This window comes from Micromonospora sp. IBHARD003, from assembly GCF_056106285.1.
The window spans coordinates 4374606-4395048 of the sequence record NZ_JBWBBX010000001.1 but is presented as its reverse complement, the minus strand read 5'-3'; the positions used below and the strand labels follow the sequence as shown (position 1 = coordinate 4395048).

Here is a 20443-nt window from a genome sequence, read left to right as displayed (position 1 = left end):
GGCCTACGATCGTCCTCCGAAAGCACTGCCGGGGTGCCTTGTGGCAGCGTACTGTTCTGTTCCGGGGGCCTCCCCCAGGACCCCCGGCCGCCGCCCAGCACCCAGCCCACGCACAACCGTCGAGGGGTTCCGTGACCGTCCATCCCAGTCTCCAGACCTATGCCGACGCCTGGACCCACTCGATCGAAGCCATATCCGAACTGGTGCAGCCACTCGTGGAGGGCGAGTGGAACCGTGCGACGCCGTGCCCCGGATGGTCGGTGCGCGACATCGTGTCGCATGTGATCGGCATGGAGTGCGAGATGCTGGGCGACCCCCGACCGATCCACAGCCTGCCCGGCGATCTCTACCATGTGCGCAGCGAGTTCGCACGCTACATGGAGATGCAGGTCGACGTCCGGCGCCACCACACCGCGCCCGAGATGACCGCCGAGCTCGAGTACACGATCATCCGGCGCAACCGTCAGATGCGGAACGAGAACCGCGCGCCCGACACCATGGTGCGAGCCCCGCTCGGCGCCGAGCAGACCCTGGAACTGGCCTACCGGATGCGGGCGGCGGACGTCTGGCTCCACGAGCAGGATCTCCGTGCGACTCTCGGCAAGCCGGGCAACCTGGACTCCCCCGGCGCCCATCTCGTCCGTGACAACTTCCTGGCCGTGCTTCCGACGGTCGTCGCCAGGGACGCGGGCGCCCCACCGAGCACCGCGGTCGTGTTCGACGTCAGCGGCCCCGTGGAGTTCCTGCGGACCGTACGGGTCGACGCACAGGGGCAGGGCACGATCGACGGCGCTCCTTCGCTGGGCCCCACCGTGACCTTCACGCTGGACTGGGAGACCTATGTACGGCTCGCGGCGGGCCGGGTGAAGCCCGCGGCCGTGGCCGACCGGGTCAAGGTCGAGGGCGACCCGGATCTGGCGGCGGCGATCCTGGACCACTTCTCCGTCACGCCGTAGCGCGGCGGGGCGGGCCGTCCGCAGGGGCCCGCCCGGCCGCCCGTGCACGCCCATCAGATGGACGTGCAGACCATCGCCCGGACGCGAACGGCCGTCACACGGGTACGTGGACGGCCTCCACCCTGCTGGCCACCAGCCGTTCCCGCTCCCTGCGCGCCGCGCCGGCCCGCAGCCGCAGCATCTGGACCACGCCCAGTGCCTGGAGGACGAAGACGGAGGCGAAGGCGATCCGGTAGTCGTCGCCGGTCGCGTCCAGCAGCACACCCACCGCGAACAGGGTCGTCATCGAGGCCGTGAAACCTCCCATGTTGACGATGCCGGACGCGGTGCCCTGGCGCTGCGGCGGATTCGCCGGACGGGCGAAGTCGAAGCCGATCATCGAAGCGGGTCCGCAGGCGCCGAGCACCATGCACAGCGTGATCAGCAGCCACATCGGCGCCTGTTCACCGGGGTACGCGAGCGTCGCCGCCCACACCGCCGCCGTGGCACCGACCGTGCCGAGCGCGAGGGGCCCCCTGGCCGCGTGATGCCGGGCGACGACCTGCCCGTACACCAGGCCCACGGCCATGTTGGTGATCACGATCAGGGTCAGCAGCTCGCCCGCGGCCTCCCGCGACCGGCCCTGCGCCTCGACCAGGAACGGCATGCCCCACAGCAGCAGGAACACCATCGCGGGGAACTGGGTGGTGAAGTGCACCCACATACCGAGCCGGGTGCCGGGCTCACGCCAAGCCTCCGCGATCTGCCGGCGGACGAACGCGGCACCGGCGTGCGCCGCCGGAGCGGGTTCGTACCCTTCGGGGTGGTCCTTGAGGAACAGTGCCAGCAGGACGAGGACGACCACTCCGGCGAGCGCGCTCCCGGCGAAGGTCGCGGTCCAGCCGAGCCCGTGCAGCAGCCGTGAGACGAGGATCGTCGAGACGAGATTGCCCGCCATCCCGAACAGCGCGGCGATCTGGGCGATGAACGGCCCGCGCCGCGCGGGGAACCACCGGGAGCCGAGCCTCAGGACGCTGATGAAGGTCATCGCGTCGCCGCAGCCGAGCAGCGCCCGCGAGGCGAGCGCCATTCCGTAGGAAGGGGAGAGCGCGAAGCCGAGCTGTCCGGCCGTGAACAGGACCACGCCGAGGGTGAGGACCTTCTTCGTGCCGAGCCGGTCGACCATCAGGCCGACGGGTATCTGCATACCCGCGTACACGAGCAGCTGAAATATGGAGAAAGTGGACAGGGCGGAGGCGTTGACGTGGAAGCGGTCCGCGGCGTCGAGTCCGGCGACACCGAGCGACGTGCGGAAGATGACGGCGACGAAATAGACGGCGACGCCGATGCCCCAGACCGCGACAGCCAGACGGCCACCGGGCGGATCACCCGGCAGACCGGACGCGGAAGGACCGGAGGAGCCGGAAGAACCGGACGAGCCGGATGGCCCGCTTGCGCCGGGGCCTCCTGACCCCGGGTTGCTCATCGGTCCTCACCCCGCACGAGCACCTTGACCCACGTCAGATGACGGCGCACACACGCGGCCGCCTGCTCGGTGTCACCGGCTCTGATGGCCTCGAGCATCTCGGCGTGTTCGGTCATGTTCTTGGCGATCCGGTCGGGCTGGGCGTGCATCAGGGCGACACCCATCCGCAGCTGCCGGTCACGCAGCTGGTCGTAGAGGCGGGCCAGGATCTGGTTCCCCGCGTGCCGCACGATCTCGGCGTGGAAGCAGCGGTCGGTGGCGGCGACCGCGGCGAGATCCCCGTCACCGGCCTGCCGCCGCTGCTGGTCCACCAACTCCTGCAGCCGCTCGACGAGCGGGGCGGGCGCGGGCACGGCCTTGCGGACGGCGAACTCCTCCACCAGCAGCCGGGTCTCGACCACATCCGCGATCTCCTGAGCGGAGACGGCCAGCACGAGCGCGCCCTTCTTGGGGTAGAGCTTCAGCAGCCCTTCCATCTCCAGCTTGAGCAGGGCCTCGCGCACCGGGGTCCGGGAGACCCCGACCGCCTCGGCGAGTTCGCCCTCGGTGAGAAGCGTGCCGCCCTCGTAACGGCGTTCCAGCACGGCCTGCTTGATGTGGGCGTAGACACGGTCTGCGGCGGGAGCGGAGGCAGGCATGCGCACAGCATAGATACAACAGAGGTGCATCATCAGGGCCTGTCCAGCATGCAGGACGGCGACGGAAGGGGGCTTAGGGGGCTTCTGACGGATCTCCGCGGCGTCGCGACGCCCAGCACTCACTCTCGCCGCTCCTTCCTCCACGGAGATCCATCAGCAACCCCCCAGGCGGTACCGTCGGGGAGCCCACGCCGGGCCGGGTGGACATCGCGGTGAGATCTGCGCTACATCCGTACATCCCCTGGGCACGTTCGCGGGTCTGGGATGTCGACAGTCGTCGTATACGCCAATTCGGAGCGTTCCCTTGATAACCAGCCTCACCGGCGTGCGCAGAGCCGCCACCGCGGTCCTCGCAAGCGGCCTGCTCCTGACGGCCTCGCCCCTCGCGACCGACGCCCAGGCGGCAACCCGGCCGGTCCCGCCCATCAGCGCCTCGGGCGGGTTCGTGCTCGACCAGGCGACCGGCAAGGCCGTCTACACCAAGGCGGGCAACATCCGGCGCCAGATGGCCAGCACCACGAAGATCGCGACGGCCATCACGGTGCTCACCACGCCGGGCGTGAACCTGGACAGGAAGGTCACGGTCAAGCAGGCCTACCGGGACTACGTCGTCCGCCAGGGCGCGAGCAACGCCGACCTGCGCACCGGCGACAAGTTGACGGTCCGTCAGCTCATGTACGCGCTGATGCTGCCGTCGGGCTGCGACGCCGCCTACGCGCTCGCCGACACCTTCGGTACGGGGACGACGACGGCTGCCCGGACCAAGTCCTTCATCGGGAAGATGAACACGAAGGCCGCCCAGCTCGGCCTGACGAACACGAAGTTCGACTCGTTCGACGGCATCTCGTCCGCGGGCAACAACTACTCGACCCCGAGCGACCTGGCGAAGCTCGCCCGCCACGCGATGGGCAACGTCAACTTCCGCGCGGTCGTCAAGGCGCCGTCGTACAAGACCACCGCGCCCGCGAGCACCGGCGCCACCCGCACGTACACCTGGTACAACACCAACAAGCTGCTCGGCTCCTACAGCGGCGCCGTCGGCATCAAGACCGGTACCGGCACGGCCGCGGGCCCCTGCCTCGTCTTCGCCGCCACCCGCAACGGCAAGACGTACGTCGGTGTCGTGCTCAACGGCACCGACCGCTTCAACGACGCCGCCAAGCTGCTGGACTTCGGCTTCGGCTCCACGACGGCGAGCTCGATGCAGCTGCGCTCGCTGCCGGTCAGCGCCCAGCGCGACTGACACCGGCGCTGACGCCGGCACTGCCGCCGACGCCGACGCCGACGCGGGCAACGCCGGGGCACCGGGCGGACGCTGATCCGGCCTGATCCTGCCTGATCCAGGCGAAAGACCCTGACTCCGGCACCGATTGCGAACGACCGACGGGCCCGTCCGACATCCGGACGGGCCCGTCGCCGTTCACTGCGGCCGGTCGCCGTTCGTGCGGTCGGGCCACCAGATGCCGATGCCCCCGAACAGCGGGCAGGGGCCCCGCGCACCAGTGCTGCCACTGTGCGCGGGGCCCCTGCGACACCCGGATCGGGACCAGTTGATCAGGCCCAGGTGATCAGCCGCTTCGGCTGTTCCAGGACCGCCGCCGTGTCCGCGAGGACCTTCGAACCGAGCTCGCCGTCCACCAGCCGGTGGTCGAACGACAGCGCCAGCGTGGTGACATGGCGCGGCTTGACCTTGCCCTTGTGGACCCACGGCTGGAGCTTGATGGCTCCGACCGCGAGGATCGCGGACTCGCCCGGGTTGAGGATCGGCGTGCCGGTGTCGACGCCGAAGACACCGACGTTGGTGATCGTCACCGTGCCGCCCTGCATCGCGGCAGGGGTGGTCTTGCCCTCGCGGGCCGTGGCGACCAGCTCGCCGAGCGCCTCGGCCAGCTGCGGCAGGGTCTTGTCGTGCGCGTCCTTGATGTTCGGCACGATCAGACCGCGCGGGGTCGCCGCGGCGATGCCCAGGTTGACGTAGTGCTTGAGCACGATCTCCTGGTTCGCCTCGTCCCAGGACGCGTTGACCTCCGGATTGCGCTTGATCGCGACCAGCAGCGCCTTGGCGACGAGCAGCAGCGGATTGACCCGCAGGCCCGCCATGTCCTTGTCGGCCTTGAGCTCCTCGACCAGCCGCATCGTGCGCGTGACGTCGACGGTCACGAACTCGGTGACGTGCGGGGCGGTGAACGCACTGCCGACCATCGCCTGCGCGGTGGCCTTCCGCACCCCCTTGACGGGGATACGGGTCTCCCTGGCGCCCACGGCGACGGGGACCGCGGCGGGAGCCACCGCCTCGGGCTCCACGGCCTGAGCCGGGGCCGGCACCTGGACCGGAGCGGCGGCGGGAGCCGCTGCCGCGTGGACGTCCTCGCGGGTGATGATCCCGTCCGGCCCCGTGGGCACGACGGTCGCGAGGTCGACCCCGAGGTCCTTGGCGAGCTTGCGGACCGGCGGCTTGGCCAGCGGACGGGCCGCGGCGGGAACCGCGGAGCCGTGTCCGTTGAGCTCGGCCTGCACGGCCGCCCGTACGGACTCGGCCTGCTCGGGTGCGGGGGTGCCCTTGCGCGGGCGCCGCTTGGTCGAGGACTCGGCGACGCCGTAGCCGACCAGCACCGGCTGGCGCCCGCTCGGCTTGTCCTTCGCCTGGGCCTCCGGCTCGGCGGCGGCGAGGGTCGGCTCGGTCGCCGCCGGGGGCGGCTCCTCGACCGAGCCCGGCGCCACGTCCACGGTGATGATCGCGGTGCCCACGTCCACCGTGGTGCCCTCGCCGAAGCGCAGTTCGTGCACCACTCCGTCGTACGGGATCGGCAGCTCGACCGCCGCCTTCGCCGTCTCGACCTCGCACACGACCTGGCCGTCGGTGACGGTGTCGCCGGGCTGGACGTACCACTTGAGGATCTCGGCCTCGGTGAGTCCCTCGCCCACATCGGGCATCTTGAACTCACGGAAGCGTGCGGAAGTCTCCGTCATCGTCGTCACGACCCTCTCCTCAGTACGCCAGCGAGCGGTCGACGGCGTCGAGCACCCGGTCCAGTCCCGGCAGGTACTCCTCCTCCAGCCGGGCCGGCGGATACGGGGCGTGGAAGCCTCCGACACGCAGCACCGGCGCCTCCAGGTGGTAGAAGCACCGCTCGGTGATACGCGCGGCGATCTCCGCTCCGGAGCCGTAGAAGACCGGCGCCTCGTGGACGACGACGAGCCTGCGGGTCTTCTCGACCGAGCGCTGGACGGTGTCGAAGTCGATCGGGGACATCGAGCGCAGGTCGACGACCTCGAGGGACTTGCCCTCCTCCTCGGCCGCGGCGGCGGCCTCGAGGCAAACCTTCACCATCGGGCCGTAGGCGGCCAGGGTGAGGTCCGTGCCGGTGCGGGCGACGCGGGCCGCGTGCAGCGGGCCCGGGATGGCCTCGGTGTCGACGTCGGCCTTGTCCCAGTAGCGGCGCTTCGGCTCGAAGAAGATCACCGGGTCGTCGCTCTGGATGGCCTGCTGGAGCATCCAGTAGCCGTCGGACGCGTTGGACGGGGAGACCACCTTGAGGCCGGCCACGTGCGCGAACAGCGCCTCGGGCGACTCGGAGTGGTGCTCGACCGCGCCGATGCCACCGCCGTAGGGGATACGGACGACGACCGGCATCTTGACCTTGCCGAGCGCACGGGCGTGCATCTTGGCGAGCTGGGTGACGATCTGGTCGTACGCCGGGAAGACGAAGCCGTCGAACTGGATCTCGACGACCGGGCGGTAGCCGCGCAGGGCCAGACCGATCGCGGTGCCGACGATGCCGGACTCGGCGAGCGGGGTGTCGATGACCCGCTCCTCGCCGAAGTCCTTCTGGAGTCCGTCCGTGATCCGGAAGACTCCGCCGAGCTTGCCGACGTCCTCACCCATGATGAGGACCTTGGGGTCGGTCTCGAGCGCCTTGCGCAGCGACTCGTTGAGCGCCTTCGCGAGGGACATCTTCTCTGCGGTCATGGCTTACTTGCCCTCCTCGGAAGCGTCCGCGAACGAGGCCTGGTAGGCGGCGAACTCGGCGCGCTCCTCGTCGACGAGCGCATGGCCGTCTGCGTAGACATGGTCGAACATCGACATGTCGTCCGGGTCGGGCATGGCTCGCACCGCCTCGCGGACGCGCTTGGCGAGCACGTCGCTCTCCTCGTCGAGGGCGGTGAAGAAGGCCTCGTCCGCGTGTCCCTCGGACTCCAGGTACTTGCGCAGCCGCAGGATCGGGTCCTTGGCCTCCCAGGCCACCCGCTCGTCGTCGTGGCGGTAGCGGGTCGGGTCGTCGGAGGTGGTGTGGGCACCCATCCGGTACGTGAAGGCCTCGACCAGGGTCGGGCCCTCGCCGCGGCGGGCACGCTCCAGCGCGGAGCGGGTCACGGCGAGACAGGCGAGCACGTCGTTGCCGTCGACACGGACGCCGGGGAAGCCGAAGCCGCGGGCGCGCTGGTAGAGCGGGACACGGGTCTGGCGCTCGGTGGGCTCGGAGATCGCCCACTGGTTGTTCTGGCAGAAGAACACGACCGGGGCGTTGTAGACCGCCGAGAAGGTGAAGGACTCGGCCACGTCGCCCTGGCTGGAGGCGCCGTCGCCGAAGTAGGCGATGACCGCGGAGTCCGCGCCGTCCTTGGCGACTCCCATCGCGTACCCGGTCGCGTGCAGCGTCTGCGAGCCGATGACGATCGTGTACAGATGGAAATTGTTGCTGTTCGGGTCCCAGCCACCATGGTTCACGCCACGGAACATGCCGAGCAGATTCGTCGGGTCGACACCGCGGCACCAGGCGACGCCGTGCTCACGGTAGGTCGGGAAGACGTAGTCGTCGTCGCGCAGGGCGCGTCCCGAGCCGATCTGCGCGGCCTCCTGGCCGAGCAGCGAGGCCCACAGGCCCAGCTCGCCCTGGCGCTGCAGGGCGGTCGCCTCGGCGTCGAAGCGGCGCGTCAGGACCATGTCGCGGTAGAGGCCGCGGAGCTCCTCGGGGCTCAGGTCGACGTCGTACTCCGGATGCTCGACCCGCTCGCCCTCGGGCGTCAGCAGCTGTACGAGCTCGGGCTCGGCCTGCTGCGGCTGCGCGGCGCTCTTCTTGGCGACGCTCTTCTTGGCGGCGCCGGTGCTGACGCGCTTACTGCTGCGGCGCGGTTTGCTCGCGGCAGTGCTCTCCACGGTCACGTGCGTGCTCCTCCGTCGGTCCGGCCCCCGGGGTCCGCCGGGATACCAGTGCGGCTCGCCTGTACCCGTACCCGGGCACGGGGTGGGTGCACCGTTGGGTATCCGTCGGAAACAGGCGTGACAGGTGCCCCGGCGTGCGCCCTGTCACAGGCACGTTACCCAGTGGGCCGCATTACTGCGAAACCCCATTTGACCTGCGATTTTGCTTGGATTTCCAAGTAAATCGTGAAATGCGGGAACAGCAGCTGGTCAGAGCACTGGTCACGGCCATGGCGGCCGCCGGAACACGGGCACGTTATCCCGGCCACCCCGGGCACGGGAAGAGTGAATATGTGAGACTTACTTCGTGCCAGAAGCCCGAAAAATCACGGTTTTCCTGCTGGACGACCATGAGATCGTCCGCCGGGGTGTGCACGAGTTGCTCTCGATGGAGGACGACATCGAGATCGTCGGCGAGGCCGGAACAGCGGCAGACGCCCTGGTCAGGATTCCCGCCGTGCGCCCCGATGTGGCCGTTCTCGACGTCCGCCTCCCCGATGGCAGCGGGGTCGAGGTCTGCCGCGAGGTCCGGTCCAGGAACGACGGCATCAAATGCCTGATGCTCACCTCGTACGCCGATGACGAGGCACTTTTCGACGCGATCATGGCCGGGGCCTCCGGGTACGTCCTCAAGGCGATCCGCGGCAGCGAGCTGCTGGCCGCGGTGCGGAACGTGGCCGCGGGCAAGTCCCTGCTCGACCCGGTCGCGACCGCGCGGGTACTGGAGCGGCTCCGGGACGGCAGCAGTCCGCACATCGACGACAAGCTCGCCGGTCTGACCGACCAGGAGCGCAGGATCCTGGACCTGATCGGCGAGGGGCTGACCAACCGGGCCATCGGCGAGCGCCTGCACCTCGCGGAGAAGACGATCAAGAACTACGTCTCCGGGCTGCTGGCCAAACTGGGCATGGAGCGCCGCTCTCAGGCGGCCGCCTATGTGGCCCGGATGCAGGCGGAGCGGCACTGAGAAAGCGGCACTGAGAAACGGGCACGGGAAACGGCACGGGGAAACGGCGCCGAGTAGGCGCGCGGAGAGCTCCGACGGGATGCGCGGGAGGGCCGCGGCGGGACCTTGGCCCCGCACTCCGGCGCCGTAGGTCCCGGCGCGTCGGGGCGGGTTCCCCTGTCCGGGAGGCGGCCCGCGGCGAAGAGTGGACGCATGGCCCCCGAGGAGCCTTCCGCCGAGGATCTGCGTGCCCTGGAACTGCTCGGCAGGGTCCGCCACGGCCGGCTGGCGGCGAGCGCGCAGGCGATGCCGGTCGCCGTGCCCGCCCGCCATGTGGTCTCGGGCGGTTCGGTGCTGCTGTGCGTGCACGCCGGGTTCGGCTGCCACCGGGCCTGCTGCGGCAGCGTCGTGGCGTACGGGGCCGACAACCTCAACGCGGGGACGGCTGCCGCCTGGTCGGTGCAGCTCACCGGCACCGCGGAGCTCGTCCGGCCGACTCCGGCGGAGCTGCGGCGCTTCGACGACTGCCCCCGGCAGGTGGACGGGGAGCCCTTCGAACCGGTGTACCTGCGCATCCGCCCGAGGTTCGTCAGCGTGCACACCCTGGACCGCCGCGAAGAGCACCCACGCGAACCTCACGAAGAGCACGATCGCGACGCGGACCACCGCGAGGGGGACCACCGCGAGGGGGACCACCGGCGCCAGGAGGGCCGTCCCGAAAAGCATCGCTCCGAAAAGTTCCGTTCCGAAGCAGATCGTTCCGAAGAGGACTGTTTCGAAGGCAATTGCTCCGAAGAGGGCCGTTCCGAAGGGCGACACGCACGACACGCTGCGTGACCTATCATTTGGCGGGTGCCGCGCTCATTTGCTACTGCTCCACCTCCGCTGGGTGAACTGCTGCGGCGGTACGACGCCCCCGGCGAGCCCGTCTCCTGCGAGCCCGTCACCCAGGGCCTCCTCAACCGCGGCTATCGCCTCGCCACCACCCGGGGCGCGTACTTCCTCAAGCACCACGTGGACGCACCCACCGCCGACCGGGACACGATCGTGCGCCAGCACCGCGCCACTCAGCGGCTGCAGTCGCTCGGCGTCCCCGTCGCCCCTCCGGTCCAGGACGCCGCGGGCGACACCGTCGCCGTGATCGGCGGACGCTGCTACGCCCTGCACCCCTGGGTGGACGGCCGGCACCGGGTGGGTGCCCAGCTGACCTCGGCCGAGTCACGGCGGCTGGGTGCGCTGCTGGGCCGGGTGCACACCGGGCTCGAGCAGGTCATGGAGACCGGCCGGCACGTCCGGGAACACGACAGCGCGGACCCCGACGAGACCTTCGCGCTCATCGACGAACTGCTGGGCCTGGCCCGCCGTCACCGCCCCCGGGACACCTTCGACGTGCTCGCCGAGCACCGGCTTCTGGAGCGCAGGGCCCTCCTGGAGCGCCATGCGCACCGCCGGCCGCCACCGGGCGCCGCGAGCGGCTGGGTGCACGGCGACTTCCATCCGCTGAACCTGCTCTACCGGGGCGCGGAGCCCGCGGCGATCGTCGACTGGGACCGGCTGGGAGTGCAGCCCCGGGCCGAGGAAGCCGTGCGGGCCGCCGCGATCTTCTTCGTCCGCCCCGCGGGGGAGTTGGAGCTGGCGAAGGTACGGGCCTATGCACGCGCCTACCGGCGGGCGGCGGGCGCGGACAGCGCCGAACTGGCCGCCGCCGTACACCGGGTGTGGTGGGAGCGGCTCAACGACTTCTGGATACTGCGCTGGCGCTACCAACTGCACGACCGCAGGGCCGACCCGCAGTTTCCTGCGGTGTCGGCCCTGGCGGTGTGGTGGACCCGGGAGTACGAGACGGTGTGCGAGGCCTTCGCCGGGTGAGCGGGGGCTCACGCGGCCGGGCGGGTCACGGGGATCCGGGGTCAGGTATCCGGGGATCCGGGGGTCAGGGACCCGGGTTGTCAGCCCGGGGTGCCCGCGCCCGTCCCGGCGTCCGTCCCCGCGTCCGTCCCCGCGTCCGTCCCCGTGGACGTACCGGTGTTCGCACCCGCGTCCGTCCCCGTGGACGTACCGGTGTTCGTCCCCGTGGACGTACCGGTGTTCGCGCCCGTGTTCGCGCCGCCGTCCTGGCCCGTGTTCGCGCCGCCGTCCTGGCCCTCGCTCGTGCCGTCGGTCGTGCCACTGTCCGGATTCGACGGCGAACCGGACGGTCCGCCGTTGCTCGGGGACTGCGGAGTGGACGGCTTGTGCTGCTTCGGAGGATCCTTGGGCGTCCATTCCCCTTGGTCGTCACCGGTGTTGGGGTCGGTCTCCTCCGTCGTGCCCTCTTCCTTCTGGGACTCGGACGGCTTGGGATCCGACTCCTTGGGCTTCTCGGGAACCTTGGTGACCGGGGTCTGCTGCTTCTGGTCGTTGGTGGTGTCCTTCGCCTTGTCGAGCGCGAAGACCACGCCTGCCGTGATGGCGACCAGAGCGAGCGCGACGAACAGCAGCACCTTGCCACGGCCGCCGCGGCGGTTGTTGGCGGCTCCGCCGCCGTAACCGCCGTTGTACGTACCGGAGTAGCCGCCGTCGTCCGGGTTGCGCGGCGGCAGGATGGAACCCTGCGGGGTGTCGGCGGAGTTCGCGTGGCCCATCACCGTCGTCGCGGCCATCCCCCTCGCCGGGGTGTAGCCGCCTTCGTGCATCTCGACCGGTCCGGTGTCCCAGGTACCGGTGTGGCTGCCCGTCTGCTGCAGCATCTGCAGGGCGTACTGGATCAGACCGCGCATCTCCTCGGCGCTCTGGAAGCGGTCGTCGGGGTCCTTGGCGAGCGCCCGCATGGCCAGCCCGTCGAGCTCCGGCGGAGCCACGTCCGACACCTCGGACGGCGGCACGGGCATGTCCTGGACGTGCTGGTAGACCACGGACAGCGGGGTCTCGCCGGTGAACGGCGGCCGCAGGGCCAGCAGTTCGTACAGCAGACAGCCGGTGGCGTACAGGTCGGAGCGGTGGTCGACGGCCTTGCCGAGGGCCTGCTCGGGGGAGAGGTACTGCGGCGTACCCATGACCATGCCGGTCTGGGTCATCGTCGTCGAAGCGCCGTGCAGGGCACGGGCGATGCCGAAGTCCATCACCTTCACCGCGCCGCCGTTGGTGATGATGACGTTGGCGGGCTTGATGTCGCGGTGCACGATTCCGTGCTGGTGCGAGTACGCGAGCGCCTCGAGCACCCCGGAGACGATGATCAGGGCCTGCTCGGGCGGCGGCGCCTCGGCCTGGACGAGGAGGTCCCGGATGGTGCGGCCCTGGACCAGCTCCATGACGATGTACGGCACGGACTGGCCGCCCACGACGTCCTCGCCGGAGTCGTACACGGCGACGATGGCATGGTGGTTGAGCCCCGCGACCGACTGGGCCTCGCGCGTGAAGCGGGCCTTGGAGACGGGGTCCTCGGCCAGATCGGCCCGGAGCAGCTTGACGGCGACCGTGCGGCCCAGACGTACATCCTCCGCCGCGAACACCTCGGCCATGCCGCCGCGGCCGAGACGGTGCGTCAACCGGTAGCGTCCGTCGCCGACGAGTCCGCCCGCGCCCCAGGAGTCCACAGCATCCGAGACTCCTCCGCCGCTTGCTCCGGGTTCGGGTGCCATCAGTCCTCGCCGTCGTCTCTGTGCCGCGTCGCGCACCTCGGCGCAGCGCGATGGTCGTTCCTCGAGTGCTCTGCCACGTCACGCTACAGGCTCTGGGCACCGGCCCGGTTCGAGATGGACCGGTCATCAAACCCATTGCCGTTGTACCGATGCAAATCACATGGGTTTCCTGTAACGCTTGCGGGACGCTTCTTGTGCGTACGGTCACGGAACGGGCACCCGGCTTGACGTGTCGGTGCCCTCGGGCAGACTTGGCCCGTAATACGGGATCACCGCCGCCAGGGCGCGTAGGGGGAAGCACAGAATGAGCCACGACGGGGCGCAGGGCCGCTACGCGGGCGGTTCGGTGGCGGGCGGAAGGTACCAGCTTCGCGATCTGCTCGGCGAGGGCGGCATGGCGTCCGTCTATCTGGCGTACGACAGCGCGCTGGACCGCCAGGTCGCCATCAAGACGCTCCACACCGAGCTCGGGCGCGAGGCGTCCTTCCGTGAGCGCTTCCGCCGGGAGGCCCAGGCCGTCGCCAAGCTGTCCCACACCAACATCGTGTCGGTCTTCGACACCGGCGAGGACGCGGTGGCGTTCGCCGACCCGGGCAGGGGCGACGGCGGTGTGATGCCCTACATCGTCATGGAGTACGTCGAGGGACAGCCGCTGGGCTCGGTCCTGCAGGCGGACGTCCGGCAGCACGGGGCGATGCCCGCGGACAGGGCCCTCAAGGTCACCTCCGATGTGCTGGCGGCTCTGGAGACCAGCCACGAGATCGGCCTGGTCCACCGCGACATCAAGCCCGGCAACGTGATGATGACCAAGCGTGGTGTGGTCAAGGTCATGGACTTCGGCATCGCGCGTGCCATGCAGTCGGGTGTGACGTCGATGACACAGACCGGCATGGTCGTCGGCACTCCGCAGTATCTGTCGCCGGAGCAGGCCCTGGGACGCGGCGTCGACGCGCGCAGCGATCTGTACTCGGTCGGCATCATGCTCTTCCAGTTGCTGACGGGCCGGCTGCCGTTCGACGCGGACTCGCCCCTCGCGATCGCCTACGCCCATGTCCAGGAGGAGCCGGTCGCCCCCTCCGCCATCAACCGCTCGCTGACCCCGGCGATGGACGCGCTGGTCGCGCGGGCCCTGAAGAAGAACCCGAACGAGCGCTTCCCCAGCGCCGCCGCGATGCGGGACGAGTGCCTGCGGGTGGCCTCCGCGGGGCAGACGGGCGCACCGGTGATCGTCCAGGGCGGTTCGGTCAGCAGCGGGGCGGGCGTCGGTTCGGCGGTGTTCCCTCCGGTGGACCAGGCGACTCCGGCTCCGCCGAGCGTGCACCAGCCGTATCAGCCGGTTCCTCCGGGGCCGCAGCAGCCGGTGCCGGGGCCTGTTCCCGGGCCGTACGCGCATCCGGCGACGTCGCCGACGCCGCCCCCACAGGCCTACGGCTACCCGCAGCAGACCCACCCCGTACCGCCGTACCAGCCGCAAACGCCGCCTCCGTACACCATCACGCCCCAGCAGGCGGGCGGTTCGGCGGGCGGCGGCCGCGGACGCAGCACCATGGTGATCGTCTCCTCGGTGGCAGCCGCGCTGCTGGTGATCGGCGGGGGGATCTACGTCTTCCAGTCGCTCGGTAAGACGGACGGCGGGGGCGGCGGGACGTCCGGCACGGAGGTGGCCGGGCACAAGCCTCCGGAGCGCAACCGCACGATGGAAACGTCCAAGTGCACGGACGCGTCGGAGGACAGCTACGACCCGAAGAAGGTCTCGGCGCCCAGCTTCATCTACAAGGACCTGATCTCCGTGAAGCAGTGCCTCCAGGCGGCGGGCTGGCAGCTCAAGGAGACCCGGGTGGACGACCCGCAGTACGCGGAGGACCAGGTCATCGAGCAGTTCCCGACCGAGGGCACGGCCGTCGTCCCGCGCAACCAGACGTTCGAGCTGAAGGTCGCGACGGGGGACCCTGGGTCCGAGTAGTCCCGGCGGACGTCGGGGTTTCCGGGGGGCGCGGCAGCCGGGGCGGTTCACCCGTTCGGCCTCCCCTGCGCGCCCGCTCGGAGGGGACACGAGCGGACCACCCGAGATGCCCGACTTCTTGGTGCATGTGACGCTTAGTCCGATACCGATATCCCGGTTTGTCGAGTTCCGGTTTGTCGAGTTCCGGTTTGTCGAGTTCCGGCTTGTCGAGTTCCGGGTCTCCCGCGCTGGGGTGTCCCGGTGCTCACTGCTCGGCTTCTTGGGCTCTCGGCCTCTCTGCGTCTCTTGTCTCTCTGCGTCTCTTGTCTCTCGGCTTCTCCGTCTCTCGGCTTCTCGGTCTTCGCTTGCTCGGCGATACGGCATGGGAGGGGGTCACTCAGTGACTCCGAAGCTCCGCACGCACTGCGCACCCGCCATGGCGGCCCTCGCCGCCATGGTGCTGGCCACGCCCGTCGCCGACGCGGCGTACGCCAGTGGGCGGCAGATCGCCGACCGCCCGGGCGGACAGGGCGGCCGGGACGCCGGGCAGCGGTACGACGGCCGGCCGCAACAGCCCCGCAGGGACCAGCAGTACGAGCGGCACGCGCATCCCGTGCAGTCACCGCAGTCGCCGCACTCACCGCAGTCGCCGCAGCATTTCGGGCGGCACCAGCAGCCGCCGCAGCACGGACAGTACGTGCAGGACGACAAGGAGCCCCGCCAGGAAGGCCCGCAGAGCGGCGTCCGGGATCCGCGCGAGGAGCATCCGGCCCGGGTGGCGCGCCCGCCGGATCCTTCTCCCTCGCTGGCGGGCCGCGAAGCCGCCGAAGGACGCCGGCACCCCGGCCGCGGGACCCCGCCCCCCGGGACGGCGTCCATATCGCCGGTGCGACCGGACGAACCGGCACAGGCTGATGAGCCCGAGCTCCCTGCCCCGGAGAAGGCGAACCCTCCCGCACCCTTCGCCCCCGTGTCGCCGCCGATATCACCGCCTTCACAACACCCCGCCCCCTCCTTCGCTCCCATCCCACCGGCCGCTCCCGTCCCACCCGCCGCTCCAGTGACGCCCGTCACACCTGTTCCGGCCGTCGTCGGCAAGGCGGCACCACAGGCGGACGCCGAGACGCCGGAGCGACGCATTCCGTCGCTGACGCTGGGAACCGGATTCGCACTGATGGGGCTGGGTCTCGGCTACATAGGCCTACGGCTTCGCCGCCACTGAGGCCCGTCCGGAGCGGACCCGGTGCCCCGCCACAGGGACCACCGTCCTCCGTACGACCTACCCCCGGGATCCCCCTCAGGTCGGTTGTCCACGCGGGCATACTCGGTATACATACTGAGTATGTCGATCCGCCACGGCCTTCTCGCCCTACTCGAACGAGGCCCCTGTTACGGCTCTCAGCTCCGCACGGAGTTCGAGTCCCACACGGGAGCCACCTGGCCGCTCAACGTCGGCCAGGTCTATACGACCCTGAGCCGGCTGGAGCGTGACGGCATGGTCGTCCAGGACGGGGAGGACGATGCAGGGCACGCGCTCTACGCCATCACGGACTCCGGGCGTTCCGAGCTGCGGTCCTGGTACGCACGCCCCGTCGACCGCACCAGCCCGGCCAGGGACGAGCTGTCCATCAAGCTCGCCATGGCGGTCGGCACACCCACGGTCGACATCCGTGACGTCATCCAGTCCCAGCGCCTGCACACCGTGAAGGCGATGCAGGACTACACCCGTCTCAAGGCCAAGGCGCTGGAGACCGAACCCACCGACCGGGCCGAGGTCGCCTGGCTGCTCGTGCTGGAACAGCTCATCTTCCAGACCGAGGCCGAGGCACGCTGGCTCGATCACTGCGAGGCCAGGCTGATCCGGCTTTCCGCACTGGCGCCCCTGCCGCCGGAGCCCGTACCCCCGCCCGCCCCCGCTCCGGCATCCGCACACCGCACCTGGCGGCGGGGCTGAGCTCCGGCTCGAGGTCCTGCCCGCCCCGCGTCCCGCTCGTCCGCTCGTTCCGCTCCGCACATCCGTCCGCGTACCCGCGCGTACGCCCAAGGGGGGACCCCCATCATGTCCAACAAATCACACCAGCAACACCAGCAACACCAGTCACAGCAGCCAGTGCTCCAGCTGCGTCGGCTGACCCGCGTCCACGGCAGCGGTGCCACCGAAGTGCACGCCCTACGCGGGATCGACCTCGAGGTCTACCCGGGCGAACTCGTCGCCGTCATGGGCCCGTCCGGCTCCGGCAAGTCCACCCTGCTCACCATCGCGGGCGGTCTGGACACCCCCACCTCCGGACAGGTGATCGTCGAGAACACGGACATCACCGCCGTCGACCGCAAGACCCTGGCCGCCCTGCGCCGCCGCAGCATCGGCTATGTCTTCCAGGACTACAACCTCATACCGGCCCTCACCGCCGCCGAGAACGTCGCCCTCCCCCGTGAGCTCGACGGCACTCCCGCCCGCAGGGCCCGTGCCGAGGCCCTCACCGCGCTCGAGGAGATGGACCTGGCCCATCTGGCCGACCGCTTCCCCGACGAGATGTCCGGCGGTCAGCAGCAGCGTGTGGCGGTCGCCCGCGCCCTGGTCGGCGACCGCCGCCTCGTCCTCGCCGACGAGCCCACCGGTGCCCTGGACTCCGAGACCGGCGAGTCCGTCCTCTCGCTGCTGCGCACCCGGTGCGACGCGGGCGCGGCCGGCGTCCTCGTCACCCATGAGCCGCGTTTCGCGGCATGGGCGGACCGGGTCGTCTTCCTGCGTGACGGGGCTGTCGTCGACCAGACCGTCCGCAGCAACGCCGACACCCTGCTGAGCGGGCAGGCGGGCCAGCGGTGAACTGGTACCACTCCTGGCGGGCAGCGATACGCATCGCCCGTCGCGACGCCATCCGGTCCAAGGGACGCAGCTTCCTCGTCCTCGCCATGATCGCGCTGCCCATCATCGGTGTGAGCGCCGTCGATCTCACCATCCGCAGCGCAGAGCTCTCCACCGAGCAGACAATCGAGCGGAAGATCGGCGCGGCGGACGCCCGGATCTTCAGCGCCGGCATGGGCGGTGAGGCCCTCTACCAGAGTCCCGACGCCGAGAGCATTTCCCCTGTCAAGGAAGACGGCATCGGCAAGGCCGAGCCCGCGGGTGACATCGGACTCAAGAAGGCCGTCCCCGCCGGTGCGAAGCTCCTGGAGGACTCGACCGGTTCCGCCAAGCTGCGCACTACGCACGGCCTGCTGCACACCGAGATCCGCGAGCTGAAGGCGACCGATCCACTGGCCGCCGGCCTCATGACGCTGATCAGCGGTCGCTACCCGCAGAGCACCGGCGAAGTCGCCGCCACCACCCATTTCCTGGAGGCCAGCGGGCTGAGCGTCGGCTCGAAGGTGTCGGCGCGCGGACTCGACCGCGAGTACACGATCGTCGGCTCGTACGAGGCCCCCGCAGAGCTCAACAGCGACCAGGTCAACGCGCTGCCCGGGGCCCTGCTCGACCCGCTCGACAAGGCTCTGCTGGCGAGCAACCAGCCCGGTGCTCCCAAGGACGTGGCCTATCTGCTCCGCGTTCCGAGCGGTTTCACGTGGAACATGGTCAAGGAAGCCAACGCCAAGGGCGCAGCGGTCTTCTCCCGTGCCGTACAGCTCGATCCGCCCGCCGCGTCGGACGTCCCCCTGTTCCAGAAACGCGGCGACTTCGGGAGCAGCTCCGGCCCGGACAAGAAGGCTCTCGCCGCGGCCGCCACCGTCGTGGGCCTCGCCATGCTGGAGATCTGTCTGCTCGCCGGACCGGCTTTCGCCGTCGGCGCCCGGCGCTCGCGCCGCCAGCTGGGGCTCGTCGGCGCCAACGGCGGTGACCGCCGGCACATCCGGGCCATCGTCCTCTCGGGCGGTCTGGTGATCGGCCTCGCTGCCGCCGTCGTCGGCACGCTGCTGGGCCTGGTCCTCACCTACGCTCTGCGCCCGACGCTTGAGGGCTACATAGGCCAGCGCTTCGGCAGCTTCGACATCCGGCCGCTGGAACTGCTCGGCATCGCGCTGCTCGCCGTGCTCACCGGTCTGCTCTCGGCGATCGTCCCGGCGATCACCGCGTCCCGGCAGAGCGTTCTCGCCTCTCTCACCGGGCGCCGGGGCGTCCGCCGCAGCAGCCGCGTACTTCCGGCGGTCGGCCTGGCCGCCGTGCTGCTCGGCGCCGCGATCGCCCTGTACGGCTCGCTCTACTCCAGCGAAGCGATCATCGTCGGCGGCGGCAGCGCCATCGCGGAGCTGGGGGCGGTGGCCATGACCCCCGCGCTGGTCGGTCTCTTCGGCCGGGTCGGCCGCTGGCTGCCCCTGTCCCCGCGGCTCGCGCTGCGCGACGCCGTACGCAACCGGGGCCGCACGGCTCCCGCGGTGGCCGCGGTACTGGCCGCCGTCGCGGGCAGCGTCGCCGTGGCCACGTACCAGGCGAGTCAGGACGCCCAGAAAGAGGCCGCATATGTGGCCATGCTTCCGACCAACGGAGTGTCCGTGCTGGTGGACGGCCCCGGTGGCCGCGATGTCGCCCAGGCGCGATCCGCGGTGCAGAAGTACCTGCCGATCGACGTGCAGGCCTACGTGGACCGGATCACCGTCGGGAAGAAGCCGTGCACGAAGCAAGCCGACAGCCCCGGCTGTGGACGCTTCGAGATCGCCGTACCGAAGGCGAACGAGTGCCCGCTGTGGGCCGGCGGTCCGAATGTCGAAGCGGAAAAGAAGTTCACCGTGGCCCAGCGCCGCGAACTCGCCAAGGACTGGCGCTGTCAGGACTACTCCTTTGAGGTGCTGGTCGCCGACGAAAAGCTGCTGAAGGTCCTCGCCATCGACGATCAGGCGGCGGCGAAGGCCCTGGCAGAGGGCAAGACGGTCTCGTTCGACAAGCGCAACATCGACAAGAACGGCACGGTCGGCATCCGTCTGATCACCGACACCAAGGCGGCCGACGAAGCCACCGCCCAGGGCAAGGAAGCCCCTGGCAAGGTGAAGTCGCTGTCCGCCTACCAGGTCAGCGGAAAGGTCAAGTCCTACGGCATCTCCATGATCATCCCGCCGTCCGCAGCGAAGGCCGCGGGTCTCACCTCGGTCCCCTACGGCGCCTACTACACGATCGACCGGGCCCCGAGCTCCGAGCAGCGCCAGAAGCTCGAGGGCGACCTCGACAAGCTGGGCACGCAGTCCGACCTCTACATCGAGAGCGGCTACACCGGGGATTCCGGCATCGTCCTTCTGACGCTGACCGTCTTCGCCGGGCTGATCACCATCGGTGCGGCCGGCATCGCCACCGGACTGGCCCAGGCGGACGCCGAGGCGGACCTGAAGACGCTGGCCGCCGTCGGCGCCCCGCCCCGGGTGCGGCGTACCCTCAGCGGGTTCCAGTGCGGAGTGGTCGCGGTCATGGGCGTGATCCTCGGATCCGCGGCGGGTGTGCTGCCCTCGATCGGCCTGCTGCTCGCTGATGAGCGCACGCAGATGGAGTTGTACCAATCGGCCCTGGACAAGGGATGGGGCGGTGGCCAGGCCGTCCCGGACGTGCCGATCGTCGTACCGTGGGGCACTCTCGCCGCACTGCTCGTCGCGGTGCCCGTCGGCGCCGCGGTCCTGGCGGCCCTGGTCACGCGCTCGCGTGGTGCCCTGGCCAGGCGGGAGGCAACCTGAGCTGAGGCGACCTGAGCCGGA

At 70.4% G+C, this 20443-nt stretch carries 16 protein-coding genes; 10 read left to right on the top strand and 6 right to left on the bottom strand.

The features are described 5' to 3' along the window. The first annotated feature begins 131 nt into the window (after window positions 1-131). Complete coding sequence (locus ACTWOL_RS19590) at window positions 132-956, top strand: maleylpyruvate isomerase family mycothiol-dependent enzyme (RefSeq protein ID WP_474298038.1); 825 nt, start codon at window positions 132-134, stop codon at window positions 954-956. Between the two features lie 94 nt (window positions 957-1050). On the opposite strand, the gene ACTWOL_RS19585 is transcribed toward ACTWOL_RS19590, so the two are convergent. Both ACTWOL_RS19585 and ACTWOL_RS19580 read right to left on the bottom strand, forming a co-directional pair. Further along, a complete protein-coding gene (locus ACTWOL_RS19585) occupies window positions 1051-2421 on the bottom strand; it encodes an MFS transporter (RefSeq protein WP_474298037.1) in 1371 nt (456 codons plus the stop codon). Next, complete coding sequence (locus ACTWOL_RS19580) at window positions 2418-3059, bottom strand: GntR family transcriptional regulator (RefSeq protein ID WP_474298036.1); 642 nt, start codon at window positions 3057-3059, stop codon at window positions 2418-2420. Before ACTWOL_RS19580 ends, ACTWOL_RS19585 begins: the two co-directional genes overlap by 4 nt. A gap of 325 nt (window positions 3060-3384) precedes the next feature. Here ACTWOL_RS19580 and ACTWOL_RS19575 point away from each other — a divergent pair, with 325 nt between their 5' ends. Then, a complete protein-coding gene (locus ACTWOL_RS19575; protein ID WP_474298035.1) occupies window positions 3385-4302 on the top strand; it encodes a D-alanyl-D-alanine carboxypeptidase family protein in 918 nt (305 codons plus the stop codon). A gap of 311 nt (window positions 4303-4613) precedes the next feature. On the opposite strand, the gene ACTWOL_RS19570 is transcribed toward ACTWOL_RS19575, so the two are convergent. Genes ACTWOL_RS19570 through pdhA form a run of 3 tightly spaced genes read right to left on the bottom strand, consistent with a single transcriptional unit; the run spans window position 4614 to window position 8091 of the window. Beyond that, the gene (locus tag ACTWOL_RS19570) at window positions 4614-6029 is read right to left on the bottom strand and encodes a dihydrolipoamide acetyltransferase family protein (RefSeq protein ID WP_474301203.1); all 1416 of its coding nucleotides are present in this window, start codon (window positions 6027-6029) and stop codon (window positions 4614-4616) included. A 19-nt stretch (window positions 6030-6048) separates the two neighbouring features. After that, complete coding sequence (locus ACTWOL_RS19565; protein ID WP_474298034.1) at window positions 6049-7029, bottom strand: alpha-ketoacid dehydrogenase subunit beta; 981 nt, start codon at window positions 7027-7029, stop codon at window positions 6049-6051. Window positions 7030-7032: 3 nt separating this feature from the next. Further along, window positions 7033-8091, bottom strand: a complete 1059-nt coding sequence (pdhA, locus tag ACTWOL_RS19560) for a pyruvate dehydrogenase (acetyl-transferring) E1 component subunit alpha (protein WP_474301202.1) — start codon at window positions 8089-8091, stop codon at window positions 7033-7035. Window positions 8092-8569: 478 nt separating this feature from the next. On the opposite strand from pdhA, the gene ACTWOL_RS19555 reads away from it, so the two are divergent. From ACTWOL_RS19555 to ACTWOL_RS19545, 3 genes are all read left to right on the top strand, one after another. Next, on the top strand, window positions 8570-9229 hold the full coding sequence (locus ACTWOL_RS19555) for a response regulator (protein WP_474298033.1): 660 nt from the start codon (window positions 8570-8572) through the stop codon (window positions 9227-9229). 192 nt (window positions 9230-9421) lie between these two features. Continuing rightward, window positions 9422-10045, top strand: a complete 624-nt coding sequence (locus tag ACTWOL_RS19550) for a pyridoxamine 5'-phosphate oxidase family protein (protein ID WP_474298032.1) — start codon at window positions 9422-9424, stop codon at window positions 10043-10045. Between the two features lie 15 nt (window positions 10046-10060). Further along, a complete protein-coding gene (locus tag ACTWOL_RS19545) occupies window positions 10061-11077 on the top strand; it encodes a phosphotransferase (protein WP_474298031.1) in 1017 nt (338 codons plus the stop codon). 80 nt (window positions 11078-11157) lie between these two features. On the opposite strand, the gene ACTWOL_RS19540 is transcribed toward ACTWOL_RS19545, so the two are convergent. Continuing rightward, window positions 11158-12783, bottom strand: a complete 1626-nt coding sequence (locus tag ACTWOL_RS19540) for a protein kinase domain-containing protein (protein WP_474298030.1) — start codon at window positions 12781-12783, stop codon at window positions 11158-11160. Between the two features lie 349 nt (window positions 12784-13132). On the opposite strand from ACTWOL_RS19540, the gene ACTWOL_RS19535 reads away from it, so the two are divergent. The 5 genes from ACTWOL_RS19535 to ACTWOL_RS19515 all read left to right on the top strand — a co-directional run bounded on the left by ACTWOL_RS19535 (window position 13133) and on the right by ACTWOL_RS19515 (window position 20422). Then, window positions 13133-14791, top strand: a complete 1659-nt coding sequence (locus ACTWOL_RS19535; protein WP_474298029.1) for a protein kinase domain-containing protein — start codon at window positions 13133-13135, stop codon at window positions 14789-14791. 379 nt (window positions 14792-15170) lie between these two features. Beyond that, on the top strand, window positions 15171-15992 hold the full coding sequence (locus ACTWOL_RS19530) for a hypothetical protein (protein ID WP_474298028.1): 822 nt from the start codon (window positions 15171-15173) through the stop codon (window positions 15990-15992). Between the two features lie 120 nt (window positions 15993-16112). Next, window positions 16113-16724 (top strand): PadR family transcriptional regulator, encoded by a 612-nt coding sequence (locus ACTWOL_RS19525; protein ID WP_474298027.1) that lies wholly within the window; start codon window positions 16113-16115, stop codon window positions 16722-16724. Window positions 16725-16829: 105 nt separating this feature from the next. After that, window positions 16830-17597 (top strand): ABC transporter ATP-binding protein, encoded by a 768-nt coding sequence (locus ACTWOL_RS19520; RefSeq protein WP_474298026.1) that lies wholly within the window; start codon window positions 16830-16832, stop codon window positions 17595-17597. Next, a complete protein-coding gene (locus tag ACTWOL_RS19515) occupies window positions 17594-20422 on the top strand; it encodes an ABC transporter permease (RefSeq protein WP_474298025.1) in 2829 nt (942 codons plus the stop codon). The genes ACTWOL_RS19520 and ACTWOL_RS19515 overlap by 4 nt, the downstream gene beginning before the upstream one ends. Window positions 20423-20443: the final 21 nt, after the last annotated feature.